The following is a 15,223-nucleotide window of genomic DNA, read 5'->3' on the forward strand; positions in this document are numbered from 1 at the left end:
GGATCATCATGTTTCATACCATTGAAGAGGCGATAGAGGCTTTGCGCAGCGGCCGTCCTGTCATTGTCGTGGATGACGAGGAGCGGGAAAATGAAGGGGACTTCGTCTGCCTGGCCGAAGCGGCGACCCCGGAAATGATCAATTTTATGGCAATGCACGGCCGCGGTTTGATCTGTGTACCGATAACGGAAGAGCATGCGGAGCGCTTGAAGCTGACTCCCATGGTAAAAGCGAATACGGATCGCCAGGGCACCGCCTTCACCGTCTCCATCGACGAGAGCGGTACGCATACCGGCATTTCCGCGCATGAGCGGTCTCATACGGTCCTGTCCATGCTGGACGAGAGCAAAGGCGCAGACGACTTTCGCAGGCCCGGACACATTTTTCCCCTGATCGCGAAAGCAGGGGGCGTGCTGAGGCGGGCAGGACATACCGAAGCGGCAGTCGATCTGGCCCGTCTGGCCGGAGTGAAGCCGGCTGGCGTCATTTGCGAAATCATGAACGAGGACGGGACGATGGCCCGCCTTCCGCAGCTGGTCGAGATCGCCAGACGGTTTGATCTGAAACTGATTACGATCGCCTCCCTGATCGAGTACCGCATGAAGCATGAAAGACTGGTAAAGCGTGAAGCAGAGGCCAAGCTGCCGTCCGCCTACGGAGATTTCCGCATCGTCGCCTATACCAATGAACTGGACGGCAAGGAGCATGTCGCGATTGTCAAAGGCGATATCGACAGCGGCAAGCCAGCCCTCGTGAGGGTTCACTCGGAGTGCCTGACCGGGGACATATTCGGTTCGCATCGCTGCGATTGCGGCCCGCAATTGCATGCCGCCCTGCGTATGATCGAGGCAGAGGGGAGAGGGATTGTCCTCTACATGCGCCAGGAGGGCAGAGGCATCGGACTGATCAACAAGCTGAAGGCTTATCAGCTGCAAGAGCAAGGCTATGACACGGTCGAAGCCAACAACAAGCTCGGATTTCCCGCCGATCTCCGCGACTACGGGATCGGGGCGCAGATTCTGCGCGATCTGGGAGTAAGGCGGATGCGGCTGATGACGAATAATCCGCGCAAAATTCGCGGCCTTTCCGGCTATGGACTCGAAGTCGCCGAAAGGGTTCCGCTGCAAATGCCGGAGCATCCGGAAAACGAAAAGTATTTGCATACAAAACAGGATAAACTGGGCCATCTGCTCCAGTTTGCAAAGGAGTGAGCGATTGTGAAACAGTGGGAAGGAAATCTGATCGGAACTGGCTTGCGCGTCGGGATTGTCGCGGGGAGATTTAACGAGCTGATCGTCAGCAAGCTCGTAGGCGGCGCCCTCGATGCGCTGAAAAGACACGGCGTTGAGGAAGATGCGGTCGAAGTCGCTTGGGTGCCGGGCGCTTTTGAAATTCCGCTGATTGCCAAAAAGCTGGCTGAGTCTGGCAAATACGATGCCGTCGTGACCTTGGGGGCGGTCATCCGCGGTTCCACCCCGCATTTTGATTACGTGTGCAGCGAATGCGCCAAAGGAGTGGCGTCCGTCTCTCTGACCACAGGCATTCCCGTTATTTTCGGCGTGCTCACGACCGACTCGATCGAGCAGGCGATCGAACGGGCGGGGACCAAGGCCGGCAACAAGGGATGGGAAGCGGCATCGGCTGCTATCGAAATGGCGAATCTGAGCCGTCAGTTTGCTTGATCTTTTATACGGAAAACAGAGCGGGGGCAGGCGCAAAGTCGCAGTGCCCCCGCTTTGCTATTGGGCTAAAACAGACGTTTCCACTCACGCCAGGCCGCGAGCAGATTCCGGCCGCTCCATTTGCGTCCCTTGCCATACAGGGCTTTGGTCAAGCCGACAAACAGCGTTTGCTGCTCCCCGGTATACGGATACCAGTTGATTTCGCGCTTCTTTTTGCCGGGATCGTGGATGACTGAAACAGCGTGGGTAAAGGCTTGCAAGCCTTCAGGGCCGCGATAGCGCCCGATGCCGCTCTGCTTGACGCCGCCGAACGGAAGGTTGGGATTGGCGTAGCTGACGATCACGTCGTTGATGCAGACATTGCCGCTCTCAAGCTGGAGGGCGATTCTTTTGGCTTTTGCCTTGTCCTGCGACCAGACGGAGGCATTCAGGCCGTAGGCGGTATCATTGGCGAGGCGAATCGCCTCTTCCTCTGTGGAAAAGGTCATGATGGGCAGGACCGGGCCGAATGTTTCCTCCCGCATGATCTTCATCTCATGGGTTACGCCGGTCAGGATCGTGGGAGGCAGGAACATGTCCTTCTCGGAAAAGCTTCCGCCCAGCTCCAGCTTTGCCCCTTTGGCCAGTGCTTCTTCTACGTGTCGCCGAACGATGCCGATCTGCTGCGGCGAGGTCATCGAGCCGATTTCGGCCTGATCGGGAAAGCCATGGCGAAGGGCTGCCGTCTTTTCTTTTACCAGGCGAAGAAATTCCGGGTAGACGCGCTCATGAACGTAGACGCGCTCGACAGACATGCAGACTTGACCGGAGTTGGTGAAGGCTCCCCAGACAGCGCCGTTTGCCGCTCGCTCGAGATGGGCGTCCTCCAATACGATCATCGGGTCTTTCCCACCCAGCTCCAACTCTACCGGGATCAAATGCTCCGCAGCCTGCGCCATGATCTTTTTCCCTGTCGCAACCGACCCCGTAAAGAAGATTTTGTCCGGACGCGCCGCCACAAGCGCTCGCCCGATCTCTCCGCCTCCATGGAGCACCTGGACGATGTGCTTCGGGCAGGGTACAGCTTGAAACAGTTCCTCGATCAGCACGCCGACTGAAGGGGTTACCTCGGAAGGCTTCAAAATGACAGTATTGCCTGCAATCAGTGCCGAGATAACCGGCACGACGGACAGCTGAAACGGATAGTTCCAGGGGGAGATGACGGCGACGACGCCCATCGGCTGGTAGTGAATAAACGATTTTTTCGGAGAAAGCGCAAGCGGTGTCCGTACTCTGCGCGGCGCCAGCATGCGTTCTGCCTGTTTTTCATAGTAGCGGATGGTGTCCGCTGTGACGAAAATCTCCGTCATGTACGCTTCGAGTGCCACTTTGCCGGTCGCTTCGCTGATTTTTCTCGCCAGCTCTTCGCCTTGCTCCACCAAATAATGGCGAAGATTGCGAAGATAGTGAACCCGCGCGGAAACGGGCGCGCTTCCCCAATGGACAAATGCCTGCCTGGCCTGCTCCATGGCCTTGAGCACCTCGTCTGGAGCGCTTTCCTGCAGGGTTCCCATCACTTCTCCGGTAGCCGGATTTTTTAGCGTAAGAGTACCCATTTATTTCACCTCGTCCTTTGGGATTTTCCATAACATAGCCAGCAGCCGGGACAATTCGTGATCCAGCCTGGCGATCATTTGGTCCGCTTGCTCGGGTTCCACCAGCAGGGCCTGGAAAAACATGCCGTCCAATGCGCTGTAGAGCAGGGGAACCCAGTCGGGCGGGCAGGCAGACATGTTTGCCCGAGGTGTATCCAATCTGGTATCGCGGCCGGCTGCCTGCGTCGCATGCTCGGCATTTTGTTCGTGCTCGGAATGCAATTTTTCCAGCATCCGCGCAATCAGCGTATAAAGTCTTTCGCGAATCTCCTGAACGGGCTGGCGAAAGGCGTCTACGTACATCGCCTGCACCTGCAGGTCGTACCAGAGCCGGTGGAGGTTTCGGTCTTCTGTGAGAGCCTTGTGCAGAAGCGAAGACAGCCGCTTTTGCCACCCTTCGGCAGGACCGGAGAGAAGCTTTTCCTCCAGCTCCTGCAAAAACCTTTCCTTGTAGCTGGAGATGGCGGAAAGCAGCAGGTCTTCCTTGCTGGCAAAGTAATAGTGCAAAATGCCGAGAGAGACCCCTGATTCGCGGGCAATATCCCGGAGCGAGACGGAGGCGTACCCCTTTTCGGCGAGGCAGCGAGTCGCCTGTTCGATCAAATGGGCCCGCTTTGCTTCTGCCTTTGCCTGTACGCGGGGAGAACGAGTCATCAGTGAGCACCAACTTTTTTGGACGAATGTCCAATTTTTTTCTGCTTCGATTGTATAAAAGGGATGACTCATGTGTCAATGCAGTAGAGAAAACCTGGGGAAAGCCAGTAAGCGCAGGCGGCGTACGCGGTACGCCGACGTCCAATTTTATTTGGGAGCCGCGCAATGAAAGAGAGGCGAGAGTGAGCAGGGAAATTGATCAAATGCTGGAAGAACAGCAGAAAAAAGTTGATTCCCTGATTTTGAGGAAGTTTGCAGTTTGAACCTTGAGGATTAAGAAAACAAAGACTGCGTACATGTGGAAAGAAAGGGGAGCCTAAGCCTTGGTTGTTTCTATTAAGCAGCAGGATGGAACAGAAAAATCGGCGTAGCAAAAAGGCGCGGGAGCATAAATTTCCGCGCCAATCCAGTTACCGCTTCTTCTTTTTGCTGTACATCTGCCGTTCCCAACGCTTCAGGTAAGGATACGGGTCAAACGCCCACTCATTGCTCCCCGTGTCACTGTACATGCCGTAGTGCAGGTGGGGCGGAAACTTTCCGGAAGTGCCCGGTTTGCCATAGCCAGAGCTGCCGACGTACCCGATCACTTCTCCCGGCTCCACGATATCCCCAGGTTTCAAGCCTTTTTTAAACGAAGAAAGGTGGGCGAAATAGTGATAGACGTTGCCGATGTCCCGCATGCCGATCCGCCAGCCGCCGTAGCGATTCCAGCCTACCACCTCAATCACCCCATAGGCCGTGCTCAACACCGGCGTTCCGTATCCGGCAAAGATGTCCGTCCCTTCGTGGATGCGCCGGCCTCCCCAGCCGCGAGGATCTCCCCATGTGCTGCGGTAGCTGTATGTGTAGCGTTTCGGGATGGGAAAATGGTGATCATCCAGATCGAGGCGCTGAAATTTGTCATACACGGAAGCAAATTGGGCGATCGTCTTTACAGCCCTGTCCCGTTTGTAGTAAGACCAGAGCCCGATCTGCCAATCCTCGCGGGTAAAGCCGTATTGGGCGAGAAGTCGGGTCATCGTGGTCAGCACATCGATATCGTTTTCTCTGTCTGCCTTCCCGTCTCCGTCTCCATCCATGCCCAGCCCGCCGAAAAATCGGATCGACGAGAGGTTGGCATCCCTCTCATCGGGGTTGAGCGGCCCGCCCCATAAGGCAGGGGGGATTTCAATCGCGGTCAAGCGCTGGGGAGCTTGCTTTTGGTTGTCTTTTTGCCGGGAGCGTTTATGGATGGATCGCTCGTACTGGTCGACAGCCGCCAGATATGACCAGGGAATGCCGTAAACCGTTTCAAAGCGTTGAAACAACGCCAGTCGTTCCTGGTAAACAGGGTCCACTGAAAGAGCCGCAGGGACGGACGGAGCAGCCTGCGAAACAGGTGGCCATGAACAAAGGATCAAGAGTGCGCACAAGCTGATTTTCATCATCAGGCGAAACGTCATCATGCCCGTCTCCCTCCAGCAGTATTCTCTTTTGTATGTTCTGCCAGCTCTCCGAGATTATCCCAGATAGTTTTTGCCAGCCACGGGAGCGGGAATGTGCCCGTGCCTCTTTTTGGTGTATGATCGTATCAGGAGTCAGAACGGAGGAAAGCAAATGCAGATGATGATCATAAGAAGCGATACGCCGCTGTTTTTACATACATTACGTGATCTTTTGCTGAAGCTTTGGAGGCAGGCTGGCATCGAATCGGCAGGGCGAGAAGAAGGCGAAGAGCTCAACGGACGAGCCAGACTTGCGCAAGCAGAGGTTCTGGAGCAGAGGGATCGGGAGGTGAAAGCGGGCCTTTCGGATTTTCTGAAGAGGGCGGAGAGCTATCGTTCCATGTGTCCTTCCGGTGTATGGGAGAAAGAAACGGAAGCACTGCAGCGGCTGTGGACCGCAATGCCCGGAGAAACTCCTGACCGAAGCCCGCGAATCCTTGTTCAGCCGCTGATTATTCCGGCGAGATTGCCAATAGCGGCTCTCCCGCTGCTGGAGGGTTGGCATGTGCGGGAGGACCCTAGCATCCCGGTCGAACAGTTCTCTCCGTTAGCGCTGCTGTGGCTGAAGCAGGTCGGGGCAAAGCCGGTCGAGACCATCAGCGGCAAAGTCGCAAGTGTGGAAGCGCGGGAAGGAGTGGCTGTCGCAAGTGTCGATAGGGATGGGCCAGCAGGCTATGCCGAGCCGGGGACGGGCATTCCTGTGGTTTCTGAATATCGGGAGCACAGTATGGAGCATATTGACGATGGAATGCTTCTTTTGCAGGCCAATGTGGATGACAGCAGTCCGGAATGGATGGCCCACGCCATGGAGCGTTTGCTTGAGGCAGGAGCCAACGACGTTCACTTTCTTCCCGTTACGATGAAAAAAAGCAGGCCCGGGGTATTGGTGCAGGTCTTGTGTTATCAAAGCAGGCTGGAAGAGCTGAAAACCGTCTTGTTTCAGGAAACGACCACTTTCGGCATCAGGTATTTTCCTGTGTCCTGCCACAGGCTGGCGAGACGGTTCGTAACAGTGCAAACAGCATGGGGCGAGGTTCCTGTAAAAATCGGGATTCACCATGGGAGACAGGTACAGTACTCGCCGGAGTATGCCGTTTGCGCACGCCTGGCGAAAGAAGCGGGGATACCGGTGAAACAGGTGCATCAGGAGGCTCTTTTGCTTGCCTTGAAAATGCGTTGATCAGGAGGCGTCTGGCAGGAGTTCACCGGCCCGTGAAGAAATGGGAGAAAAGAGGTTTTTCCTCAAAAAACCAGCAAGGAGGCTGTGCTATGAGCAAAAAGGTGCTGATTGTGACGGGTGACGCAGTGGAGGCTTTGGAAATTTTTTACCCTTATTATCGCTGCCTGGAGGAAGGGCTGGAGGCCGTCATCGCATCGCCCACCAAGAAGACATTGCACACGGTATGCCATGATTTCGAGGCCCACAGTGAAACGTATACGGAAAAGCCCGCTTATCAGCTGGCCTCGCATGTGGCCTTTGCGGATGTGAAGCCGGAGGAATACGACGGCCTGATCATTCCGGGCGGCCGTGCCCCCGAATACATCCGGCTGAACGAGCATTTGAAACCGATCCTCCTGCATTTTTTTGAGGCCAACAAGCCTGTGGCCGCCATTTGCCACGGCTCCCAGGTGCTGGCGCTCGTGGGCGAGCAAGTCCGCGACCGCGAAATGACCGCCTATCAGGCGTGCCGTCCCGACGTGGAAGCGTGCGGAGCCATCTATCGCACCGAGCCTTTGCACGTCCATAACAATCTGGTGTCGGCCCACGCTTGGCCCGATCTGCCGGGATTCATGCGGGAGTTCCTGCGCCTGCTTCGCGAAGCCTGAGCGAAAGCTGCACACCGGCTTGCTCGTTTTATACGGAGTATCGGAAACACGAAAAGCCTTGTCCTGGTTCGCGGACAAGGCTTTTGCATCGCATCTGCCTCCTGTTTCCTGCTTCCGACTTTGCTTTAGCCGGGCAGCTTGGTACGCTTGACGGGGGCTTTTTCCGAAGGAACGCCCGCTCCTGGTCAGATCGTGCCAACCAGTACCCGCAGCACGTTTGGCTGATCGGGAAGATCACGGGTGCCGGCCCCGTAGCCGATGGCTTCCACGGTCATAGCCGGAAGCGGGCCGAATTGCTTGATCAGGGCGGCTGCCACTCCAGCTCCGGTCGGAGTGGTCAGCTCCTTTTGAATATCCGTTTGGCGCAGCGGAATTCCTTTCAGCATTTCCATCGTCGCGGGAGCCGGAACAGGATAAAGCCCATGGTCGCAGCGGACGTAGCCGTTCCCGGTCGGAACAGGGCTGCTGAACAACTGTTCGATCCCCAGATCCTCCAAAGCCAAGGCGATGCCGACGACATCGACAATCGAATCCAGGGCCCCTACTTCGTGAAAATGAACCGTTTCAACCGGCACATTGTGAATCTTGGCTTCGGCCACAGCGATTTTTTCAAAGATGGCCTGGGCTCGTGCGGCAACTCGGGGAGAGAAGTCAGCCGCTTCGATCATCGCTGCAATTTCTTTGTACCTGCGATGATGGTGGTGATGCCCGTGATCGTGGCTGTGGTCATGGTCGTGATGGTGATGATGTCCATGGCCGTGATCATGCTGATGGCCGACACTGAGCACAGGCAATTTTTTTAACGACTTGAGTTTCTCCAGCTCTTCATCGATTACATCCAGCTTTAACGAGCTGACTCCTTTTTTCACTACCGTCTTCCATTCCATGCGGAAATTCCCCAGCGGCAGCTTGCGCAGTTCGCTCTCAATGCTTTCGCGATCCGCTCCGGCGTCGACCAGCGCGGCCAAAAGCATGTCTCCGCTGATCCCCGAAAAACAATCCAAGTAGGCGATACGCACAGCAATCGCTCCTTTCATCCGGTACTCTTTTCCTGTATCATAAAGGGAAAATACGTTCGTGTATGAGACAGGGATTCTGCTGACCAAAGTGTACCATTTCCTCCAGCAGTCTGTCATGGTTGAGGAGTGAGTTTTCATGTTGTCTTTTATTCATACAGCCGACGTCCATCTGGATGCGCCGCTGCACGCGATGTCTGTTTCTTACGAATTGCGGCAGGACGACTTTCGGCGAACGATGCGGACGATCCGGGATCTTGTTTTGGAAAGGCGGGCCGACGTCTGGCTGATCGCCGGGGACCTCATGGAGCTGCACGGGGGGAGAAGGTCCACGGCCATTTTTTTGCGTGATCTGTTCGCAAGCGTGGCTCCTACGCCCGTCTGTATCGCCCCGGGCAACCACGATCCGTGGAGAGCCGATTCCTTTTACCAGTCCCTGGAGTGGCCGGGAAACGTGTACTGGTTTACGCCGGAGTGGGGAGCCTTTGAATTTCCCGAAAAATCTTGTGTCGTCTACGGATGGGGGTTTCCCCAGCCTCATGTATACGAATCGCCGTTGGCCGATTTCCCGGGCAAGCTGACCGGTTGCCGGCATCATTTGATGGTTCTGCATGCCAGCGTGGTTAACGGCGGGGGCGGGGAACATCATCCATACGCGCCGGTAACCGTGGATCAGTTGGCCGAAACCGGCATGGATTACGTTGCGCTCGGGCATATCCATAAACCGGCGAAGTTTTCCCATCCCGTCCACAGACGGACGTTTGCCGCTTACCCGGGATCTCCGGAAGGACTGTCGGTCAAGGAGAGCGGCCCTCGTCACGTCCTGTACGGCGAGTTGAACGATGCAGGAGAGCTTGTGCTTGAGGAGATTCCGGTTCAAACGAGAATGATTGTAAGGCGCAAGATCGATATACAAGGAGCAGAGACAGTCGAACAAGTGGTCCATGCACTGGAGAACGGGCTGTCGGATGTGGAGGACGGGAGCATCCTGGCCGTAACCTTGACAGGGGAGAGACCTGTTCATTTTACCCCTGCGACAGACGTGCTGGAAAAGCGCTTTTCCCGCTTCTTTGCCATCCGCGTCACAGACCGGACGAGACCGGATCTGGATGCAGGCAAGCTGATCGCCGAGGGCGGCATCTGGGGACGCTGGCTGCAACGGCTGGCCGAGGAGGAGGCGGCTGCGGCCGCTTCTTCCGATGAACAGCGCCTGGCGGTGGCTCGCATGGCAATGAGAACAGCGCTGGACCGGATCGGAGGGATGATCGGATGAGGATCAACCAGCTTTCGATCAAGGGCTTTGGCAAATGGCGCGACGCGGATTTTCGCTTTGCTCCCGGGCTCAACCTGTTCTTTGCCCCAAATGAGGCGGGAAAATCGACGCTGCTCCAGGCCGTGTTTGCCTCCCTGTACGGTTTGAAGCGGGACTACGTTCGTTCGGCCCGGTATTTGCCGGAGTATGACAAGTACCTTCCGTGGCATTCGGGCAGCTATGAGCTTGCTGTCCTCTACGAAGTCGGGGGCAAGCGTTACCGTCTCCACCGCCGCCTGGAAAAGGAACGGGAACAGGGGCAGGTGTTTCTCGATCCCGACTGGACCGAGGTTACTCACTTGTACCAGGAGGACCGGCGCAAGGAACGAAACTTTCTCGAGCTCCATCTCGGCTTGTCGCGCAGTTTGTTTACAGACGTAACCTGGGTCAGAAGAAGTCCGCTGGAAGCGTCCGAATACCTGTTGCCCTCGCTCTTTGGCAGCAGCGAGACAGACCCGGCGGCAAACAGGATGCTGGCTGCCTTGGACAAGGAACTGGCTCTGATCGGAAAGAAGGAGCGGGCCGAAAACACGCAGCTCGGCAAGGCGGGAGCACTGGTCGCGCAAAGAGAACGGGAGCTGGCCGAAGCGGAGGCGGCCTGGGCTGCCGTGCAAAAGCTGACGCAGCAGATCGCGCTGTGGGAGCACTCAAAAAAGGATATCGAACGGAAGCGGGATCGACTGAAGCAGCGGCTGATCGCTTTGCAGCGGGAGGAGCAAGCCTGGCAAAAGAGATGGCAGGAAAGCTACAGGGAGCCGGATGAAGAAGGCTGGCAGCAGTGGGAAAAAACAGCCCGGACGGAAGAAGAGCGAATGCTGCATCGCGAGGTTCAGTCAATCTGGGCGGCCTTGGAGCATCCTGGTGAAACCGAACAAGACAAACGAATCGCGGAGTTTCCGGACCCTGCTGATCTGGAGAAGCTGGAATCGGCTTATCGCCGGGGGGCTGAGCTTCGCAAGGCTCGCGACGACTACAGGGAGCATGCGGACCGATTGGCTGAAGCGGCGCTACGTACAGCTCCGCGCCGTTCGGGCCGCGGCGGCAAACGGCATGGGAATGTCCGTCTGTGGTGGGCAGGGTGCTTCGCGAGCCTGATCGCCGCCGCTGTTTTCCTCTTCGCGGGGTACGCTCCGATGGGTTGGGTCGCAGCAGGGGTCTCTGCAGCCTGTGCCACCGCGGCTGTCGTTTTGAACCGGGGAAGGACAAGGCAGAGCGAAAATCAATTGGCTGGCAGCCAGCATGAATGGCGAGCATGGCAGGACAAAGCCGCTCGTTGCGACGAAGAGCTGCATCAGCTTTTGCAAGAGTGGAACGCCTCCGACTGGGATGCCTTCCTGATCATGCGGGAGGAGCGGAAAAGTCTGGCCGAGGGCAGGGAAGCCAGTCTTGCTGCGCGAGAGTGGAGACGCCAGGAGGAGAGGACCAGCCTGATCAAAAGGTGGGGAGAAGCACTGAGGTCTCTGCTGGAACAGGAACAGTTTCTGCGGGAGCAGGAGCGGACAGAGCTTGAGCGGGAAGCCAAACAGCTGGATCAGGAGCTGCTCGATATACGAGAACGTATCGCCAGGGCAGCGGGAGAGCTGGGGAAGCAGGACGAGGTCTCATTGGCAAAGGTGCGAGGAGATTATGAAGAGGCAATCGAGGCGCTCCGCCAGCTCCAATTGAACCGGGAAGCGCTCACGCTCGCCAGGGATACGTTGCAGCAGGCATTACACGAATGGAACAAGGAGCTTTCACCCGCGGTCAATCGGGTCGCCTCCGATGTAATGGCCAAAATGACCGGAGGCAAATACGAGGATGTCAGGCTGGACCCACAGGAACAGTTTGGCGTAAAGGTATGGGACAAGCCGCACCAGCGAATCGTCGAGCACGATTTTTGCTCGTCGGGAACCCAGGATCAGCTTTATTTTGCCCAGCGAGTGGCGCTGCACAGGCACGTCAGCCAACAGACAGAGCCGCTTCCCTTGTTTCTGGACGACCATTTTGTCCATTACGATCCGGAAAGGCTGGAGCGAGCGCTGCATACGGTGATGGAGCTGGCAGAGGACTATCAAATATTTTTGTTTACCTGTACGGACCGGGAGAGCAGGCTTCTGCAGCCATTCCTGCATGGATCGGGTCGCCACCGGCTGCATGCCTTGACGGAAGTGGACAGCGGGGAGCCGCAGCTATAGAGCTATCATAGGTATACGAAAAAACCTCCAGACAGGAAAAAGTCCTATCTGGAGGTTTTGACATGATTCGTTTTCGCCTACAGCTTCAGCATTAGCCCAGTTCTTTGTCCAGCATCGTGAGGAACAGCCCGACGTCGGTTACGACTCCGACAGTCTGGGCCGAACCGCGGTCCATCAGCTTGGTGACAACCGCGGGGTTGATGTCCACGCAGACCGTCTTGATCCAGCTGGGCATCATGTTGCCTGTGCCGATCGCATGCAGCATCGTGGACAGCATCACGACCATGTCGGCGTCAGCGACCTGCTCCGCGTATTGGGCCTGCGCTTCAATCAAGTCCATCAAGGTATCTGGCAGAGGACCGTCATCGCGGATGGAGCCGGCCAGTACGAACGGCACCTGGTGCTTGACACACTCGTACATGATTCCGCTCTTCAAGGTTTGATCAGCGACTGCTTCCGCGATGGAGCCGGAACGGTTGATCGCATTGATTGCCCGCATGTGGTTCTTGTGTCCGCCGCGGACCACGGATCCGGTGTCCAGATTTACACCCAGGGACGTGCCGAACAGGGCTCTTTCGATATCGTGCACGGCGAGGGCATTCCCGGACAGCAGCGCATTGACATATCCCTTGCGAATCATGTTCTGGAATCCTTCCTGTCCGCCGGTGTGAATGACGACGGGACCGGCGACAAACACGATGCGGCCGTTTCGATTGCGGATGCTCCGCATTTCTTCAGCCAGCTGCTTGACGATTACTTCTACGCGCCGCTCCGAGCTTACTTCGTTGTTCATGAAAGAAAATTCGGCGGAGCGCTCCTCCGTATGCTGAACGACGAGCCGTACCCCGTTGCTGCCGCAGATGACATGATCGTCCTTTTTGATATCCCGCAGCTTCACGCAGTGGACTTCTTCGCCCTTGACCACGAGACAGGCATCCATCCGCTGATATTTCGCCCTGACCCATTTGCTGTTGAGAAACACTTCGGTGGCATGGTTGGTGGTAGAGTAAAAATCATCGGGAACCACTTTGTCCTTTTCCGCCAGTTTAATCGTCGGAGCCTCTTCCCCGGTAGGGATGGTACAGCCCAGGTTGATCAGCTCGTTTAAAATCAGCTCGAGCTTGTCTTCCGGCAGATTCAGCGCGATTTTCGCGGCCGATTCGTCGTCCACCTGATCGCCTACGGATAACTCCAGAACGCGGTATTTCCCGTTGTACTGGACGACAGAGGCGTCGATTTGCTTGAGAATGTTGTCGCGGATGATGTGTCCGCGAACTTCGATGACACGTTCCATTGGTTGCTCCCTCCCATAGCTGTCGGTATTGGTTCTTCTTAGTATATCGGTTGTATGGACCGGCTAAAAGAGGATGCTGATAAACGGATAATTATGCAGGTGTTGCCCCATTTAGGCGCAAACTCTATAATGAATGGAGATTGACCAAGTCCAATGAGGAGTGAGCCCTAATGACGCAACGCAAACCGGAGTGGCTCAAGATCAACCTTGTATCAGGAAAAGAACTGGCCAACTTCAAAGAACTAAAGCAAACCATGCGCAGTCAGACGCTACATACAGTTTGTGAAGAGGCGAAATGTCCCAACATTCATGAGTGCTGGGCGAATCGAACCGCCACTTTTATGATTTTGGGCGATATATGTACGCGTGCTTGTCGATTCTGTGCGGTAAAAACCGGTCTGCCTTCCGAGCTTGATCTGGCGGAACCGGAACGCGTCGCGGAAGCTTCGGAGCAAATGGGCTTGAAGCACGTCGTCGTAACCTCTGTCGCCCGGGACGACCTGGCGGACGGAGGAGCAGCAGTGTTTGCCGAGACCATCCGGGCCATTCGCCGTCGCTTGCCGCTTGCTTCTGTAGAGGTCCTGATCCCTGATTTCATGGGGAACTGGGATGCGCTGAAAGTGGTTATGGATGCTCGTCCGGACGTGCTGAACCACAATATCGAGGCCGTCCGCCGCATGTCGGACAGGGTCAGAGCACGTGCCAAATACGACAGGACGCTGGAGCTTTTGAAAAAGGCGAAGGAATTTCAACCTGACATTCCGACCAAATCGAGCTTGATGATCGGCGTAGGCGAGACGTTCGAGGAAATCGTGGAGACGATGGACGATTTGCGCAGCGTCGATGTCAACATCATGACGATCGGTCAGTATTTGCAGCCCACCAAAAAGCATCTTTCGGTGGAAAAGTACTATCACCCCGACGAATTTGCCCGCTTGAAACAGGAGGGCATGCGCCGTGGATTCAGCCACGTAGAAGCGGGACCGCTGGTTCGCAGCTCCTACCACGCACACGAACAAGCGACTGCGGCGAAAGAGACAATCGCCCAAGCGCAATGAAGAAAAGAAACCCCTATGCGGACATAGGGGTTTTATGCATGTTATCGGGAGGAGGTTCCCATACCTTGCTTTGCTCTGTGGGCACGATTTGTTTCGGTAGTCATCGATGACCCCTTCGTGCGCATTTCCTCGCCGTCCACTGTTCCGCCCATCCGCTTGATCAAGGTGTCGATCTGGCGGGTGTCTTCTGCCCTGGTAACCGGTCCGCTTGTCGTGCGGCTGGCAATTCGGGAAATCTCGTCAATGTCTTGTTGGTTGTCCGTCACGTACACTTTGTAGTAGCGAGGGCAAACCGACATTGCGTTCATTCGCGCCTGATCCTTTGCTGTCCGGCCGTCCTGGCCTTGTGTGTTGAGGCCGACAAAGACCTCTTCGTCCGTCACCAGTACAGTGGAGCGATCCACCCCGGGACAGCTGACGGTAACGTTGCCCACCGCTTGAGCCAGTGCATTTCGATCCACGTAAACGTTGTTCGCCCCAGCACCAAAGCCCGTTCCGCCGGCACCGGCAGCTTGAAGGTTAGCGCGATGTGCCTGGGCGTAGCCTATGTGCGGCATCGTGGTTGTCGCCAGAGTGCCTGCACCTTGGTTTGTGCGATAGATGGACTGGTTGTTGAAACCAGTACGGTTCAGAGGGCGCATGCCATTGTCCGTAAAGGCATTGTAGCTGTTGATGCCGCCGTTATAGCCAGTGTCACCAAAGACAGTGCCCCCCCGGGTTGTCCCGGCGGTCCCGTTCATGGTACCGTATCCGGTTCCGGCAGTACCGAACCCGGTCCCGGCAGTTCCGTAGCCAGTTCCGGCAGGACGGTTGGCGTTTGTATACGGATAGTTTGTTCTGGCATTATCCGGCAATCCAGGTGCATTGTTGTAGATCCCTGCTTTGTCTGCATTGAAAAGACGCGGAGCTGCTTGGTTTACTGTCGTGCCGTTTGGACGATTGGCGTCAGGAGCAGCGTTGAACCCGCATGCGGAAGTCAACAGAGCAATACCAGCAACAGCTTGAAGCAACCAGGTTTTTTTATTCAATGGTTCCACCCCCTACAGCTAGGGTGTCCTCAGAGCATGTCTCGTTTTCGTGGGAATTTT

General features: G+C 56.3%; 13 protein-coding genes. 7 read left to right on the forward strand and 6 right to left on the reverse strand.

From position 1 onward, the window contains the following. Positions 1-8 precede the first annotated feature (8 nt). A complete protein-coding gene (locus Q3F21_RS11375; protein ID WP_340252546.1) occupies positions 9-1,211 on the forward strand; it encodes a bifunctional 3,4-dihydroxy-2-butanone-4-phosphate synthase/GTP cyclohydrolase II in 1,203 nt (400 codons plus the stop codon). A gap of 3 nt (positions 1,212-1,214) precedes the next feature. After that, a complete protein-coding gene (gene ribH, locus Q3F21_RS11380) occupies positions 1,215-1,682 on the forward strand; it encodes a 6,7-dimethyl-8-ribityllumazine synthase (protein WP_425341245.1) in 468 nt (155 codons plus the stop codon). Between the two features lie 65 nt (positions 1,683-1,747). Here the strand turns inward: ribH and Q3F21_RS11385 are convergent, their stop codons facing one another. The 3 genes from Q3F21_RS11385 to Q3F21_RS11395 all read right to left on the reverse strand — a co-directional run bounded on the left by Q3F21_RS11385 (position 1,748) and on the right by Q3F21_RS11395 (position 5,415). Beyond that, complete coding sequence (locus Q3F21_RS11385) at positions 1,748-3,277, reverse strand: aldehyde dehydrogenase family protein (RefSeq protein ID WP_340252550.1); 1,530 nt, start codon at positions 3,275-3,277, stop codon at positions 1,748-1,750. Beyond that, positions 3,278-3,970 carry a TetR/AcrR family transcriptional regulator gene (locus Q3F21_RS11390; RefSeq protein ID WP_340252552.1) on the reverse strand — a complete coding sequence of 231 codons (693 nt, stop codon included), beginning with the start codon at positions 3,968-3,970 and terminating at the stop codon, positions 3,278-3,280. Positions 3,971-4,380: 410 nt separating this feature from the next. Next, entirely contained in the window at positions 4,381-5,415 is a 1,035-nt protein-coding gene (locus tag Q3F21_RS11395; RefSeq protein WP_340252554.1) for a M23 family metallopeptidase, read from the reverse strand. Positions 5,416-5,566: 151 nt separating this feature from the next. On the opposite strand from Q3F21_RS11395, the gene larC reads away from it, so the two are divergent. After that, entirely contained in the window at positions 5,567-6,634 is a 1,068-nt protein-coding gene (gene larC / locus Q3F21_RS11400) for a nickel insertion protein (protein WP_340252556.1), read from the forward strand. Positions 6,635-6,723: 89 nt separating this feature from the next. Beyond that, a complete protein-coding gene (locus Q3F21_RS11405; RefSeq protein ID WP_340252558.1) occupies positions 6,724-7,281 on the forward strand; it encodes a DJ-1/PfpI family protein in 558 nt (185 codons plus the stop codon). Positions 7,282-7,466: 185 nt separating this feature from the next. Here the strand turns inward: Q3F21_RS11405 and Q3F21_RS11410 are convergent, their stop codons facing one another. Then, positions 7,467-8,300: a LarC family nickel insertion protein gene (locus Q3F21_RS11410; RefSeq protein ID WP_340252560.1), complete on the reverse strand. Its 834-nt coding sequence runs from the start codon at positions 8,298-8,300 to the stop codon at positions 7,467-7,469. A 136-nt stretch (positions 8,301-8,436) separates the two neighbouring features. Between Q3F21_RS11410 and Q3F21_RS11415 the strand changes: the two genes are divergently transcribed. Both Q3F21_RS11415 and Q3F21_RS11420 read left to right on the forward strand, forming a co-directional pair. Next, positions 8,437-9,570, forward strand: a complete 1,134-nt coding sequence (locus tag Q3F21_RS11415) for a metallophosphoesterase family protein (RefSeq protein WP_340252562.1) — start codon at positions 8,437-8,439, stop codon at positions 9,568-9,570. Then, a complete protein-coding gene (locus tag Q3F21_RS11420) occupies positions 9,567-11,783 on the forward strand; it encodes an ATP-binding protein (protein ID WP_340252564.1) in 2,217 nt (738 codons plus the stop codon). Before Q3F21_RS11415 ends, Q3F21_RS11420 begins: the two co-directional genes overlap by 4 nt. Before the next feature lie 91 nt (positions 11,784-11,874). Here Q3F21_RS11420 and Q3F21_RS11425 read toward each other — a convergent pair whose 3' ends face one another. Beyond that, the gene (locus Q3F21_RS11425; RefSeq protein WP_340252566.1) at positions 11,875-13,077 is read right to left on the reverse strand and encodes a TIGR00300 family protein; all 1,203 of its coding nucleotides are present in this window, start codon (positions 13,075-13,077) and stop codon (positions 11,875-11,877) included. Between the two features lie 170 nt (positions 13,078-13,247). Here Q3F21_RS11425 and lipA point away from each other — a divergent pair, with 170 nt between their 5' ends. Beyond that, positions 13,248-14,135, forward strand: a complete 888-nt coding sequence (lipA, locus tag Q3F21_RS11430; RefSeq protein ID WP_340252568.1) for a lipoyl synthase — start codon at positions 13,248-13,250, stop codon at positions 14,133-14,135. 41 nt (positions 14,136-14,176) lie between these two features. Here lipA and Q3F21_RS11435 read toward each other — a convergent pair whose 3' ends face one another. Continuing rightward, positions 14,177-15,172 carry a YhcN/YlaJ family sporulation lipoprotein gene (locus Q3F21_RS11435; protein WP_340252570.1) on the reverse strand — a complete coding sequence of 332 codons (996 nt, stop codon included), beginning with the start codon at positions 15,170-15,172 and terminating at the stop codon, positions 14,177-14,179. Positions 15,173-15,223 lie beyond the last annotated feature (51 nt).

This window comes from Brevibacillus borstelensis (assembly GCF_037834415.1).
Classification (GTDB): domain Bacteria; phylum Bacillota; class Bacilli; order Brevibacillales; family Brevibacillaceae; genus Brevibacillus; species Brevibacillus borstelensis_A.

Excerpts from the sequence above, each read along its gene's own strand:
- Q3F21_RS11375 (WP_340252546.1), top strand. The coding sequence starts at position 9 with ATGTTTCATACCATTGAAGAGGCGATAGAGGCTTTGCGCAGCGGCCGT.
- Q3F21_RS11385 (WP_340252550.1), bottom strand. The coding sequence starts at position 3,277 with ATGGGTACTCTTACGCTAAAAAATCCGGCTACCGGAGAAGTGATGGGA.
- Q3F21_RS11420 (WP_340252564.1), top strand. The coding sequence starts at position 9,567 with ATGAGGATCAACCAGCTTTCGATCAAGGGCTTTGGCAAATGGCGCGAC.
- Q3F21_RS11405 (WP_340252558.1), top strand. The coding sequence starts at position 6,724 with ATGAGCAAAAAGGTGCTGATTGTGACGGGTGACGCAGTGGAGGCTTTG.
- Q3F21_RS11415 (WP_340252562.1), top strand. The coding sequence starts at position 8,437 with ATGTTGTCTTTTATTCATACAGCCGACGTCCATCTGGATGCGCCGCTG.
- Q3F21_RS11395 (WP_340252554.1), bottom strand. The coding sequence starts at position 5,415 with ATGATGACGTTTCGCCTGATGATGAAAATCAGCTTGTGCGCACTCTTG.
- larC (WP_340252556.1), top strand. The coding sequence starts at position 5,567 with ATGCAGATGATGATCATAAGAAGCGATACGCCGCTGTTTTTACATACA.
- Q3F21_RS11425 (WP_340252566.1), bottom strand. The coding sequence starts at position 13,077 with ATGGAACGTGTCATCGAAGTTCGCGGACACATCATCCGCGACAACATT.
- Q3F21_RS11390 (WP_340252552.1), bottom strand. The coding sequence starts at position 3,970 with ATGACTCGTTCTCCCCGCGTACAGGCAAAGGCAGAAGCAAAGCGGGCC.
- lipA (WP_340252568.1), top strand. The coding sequence starts at position 13,248 with ATGACGCAACGCAAACCGGAGTGGCTCAAGATCAACCTTGTATCAGGA.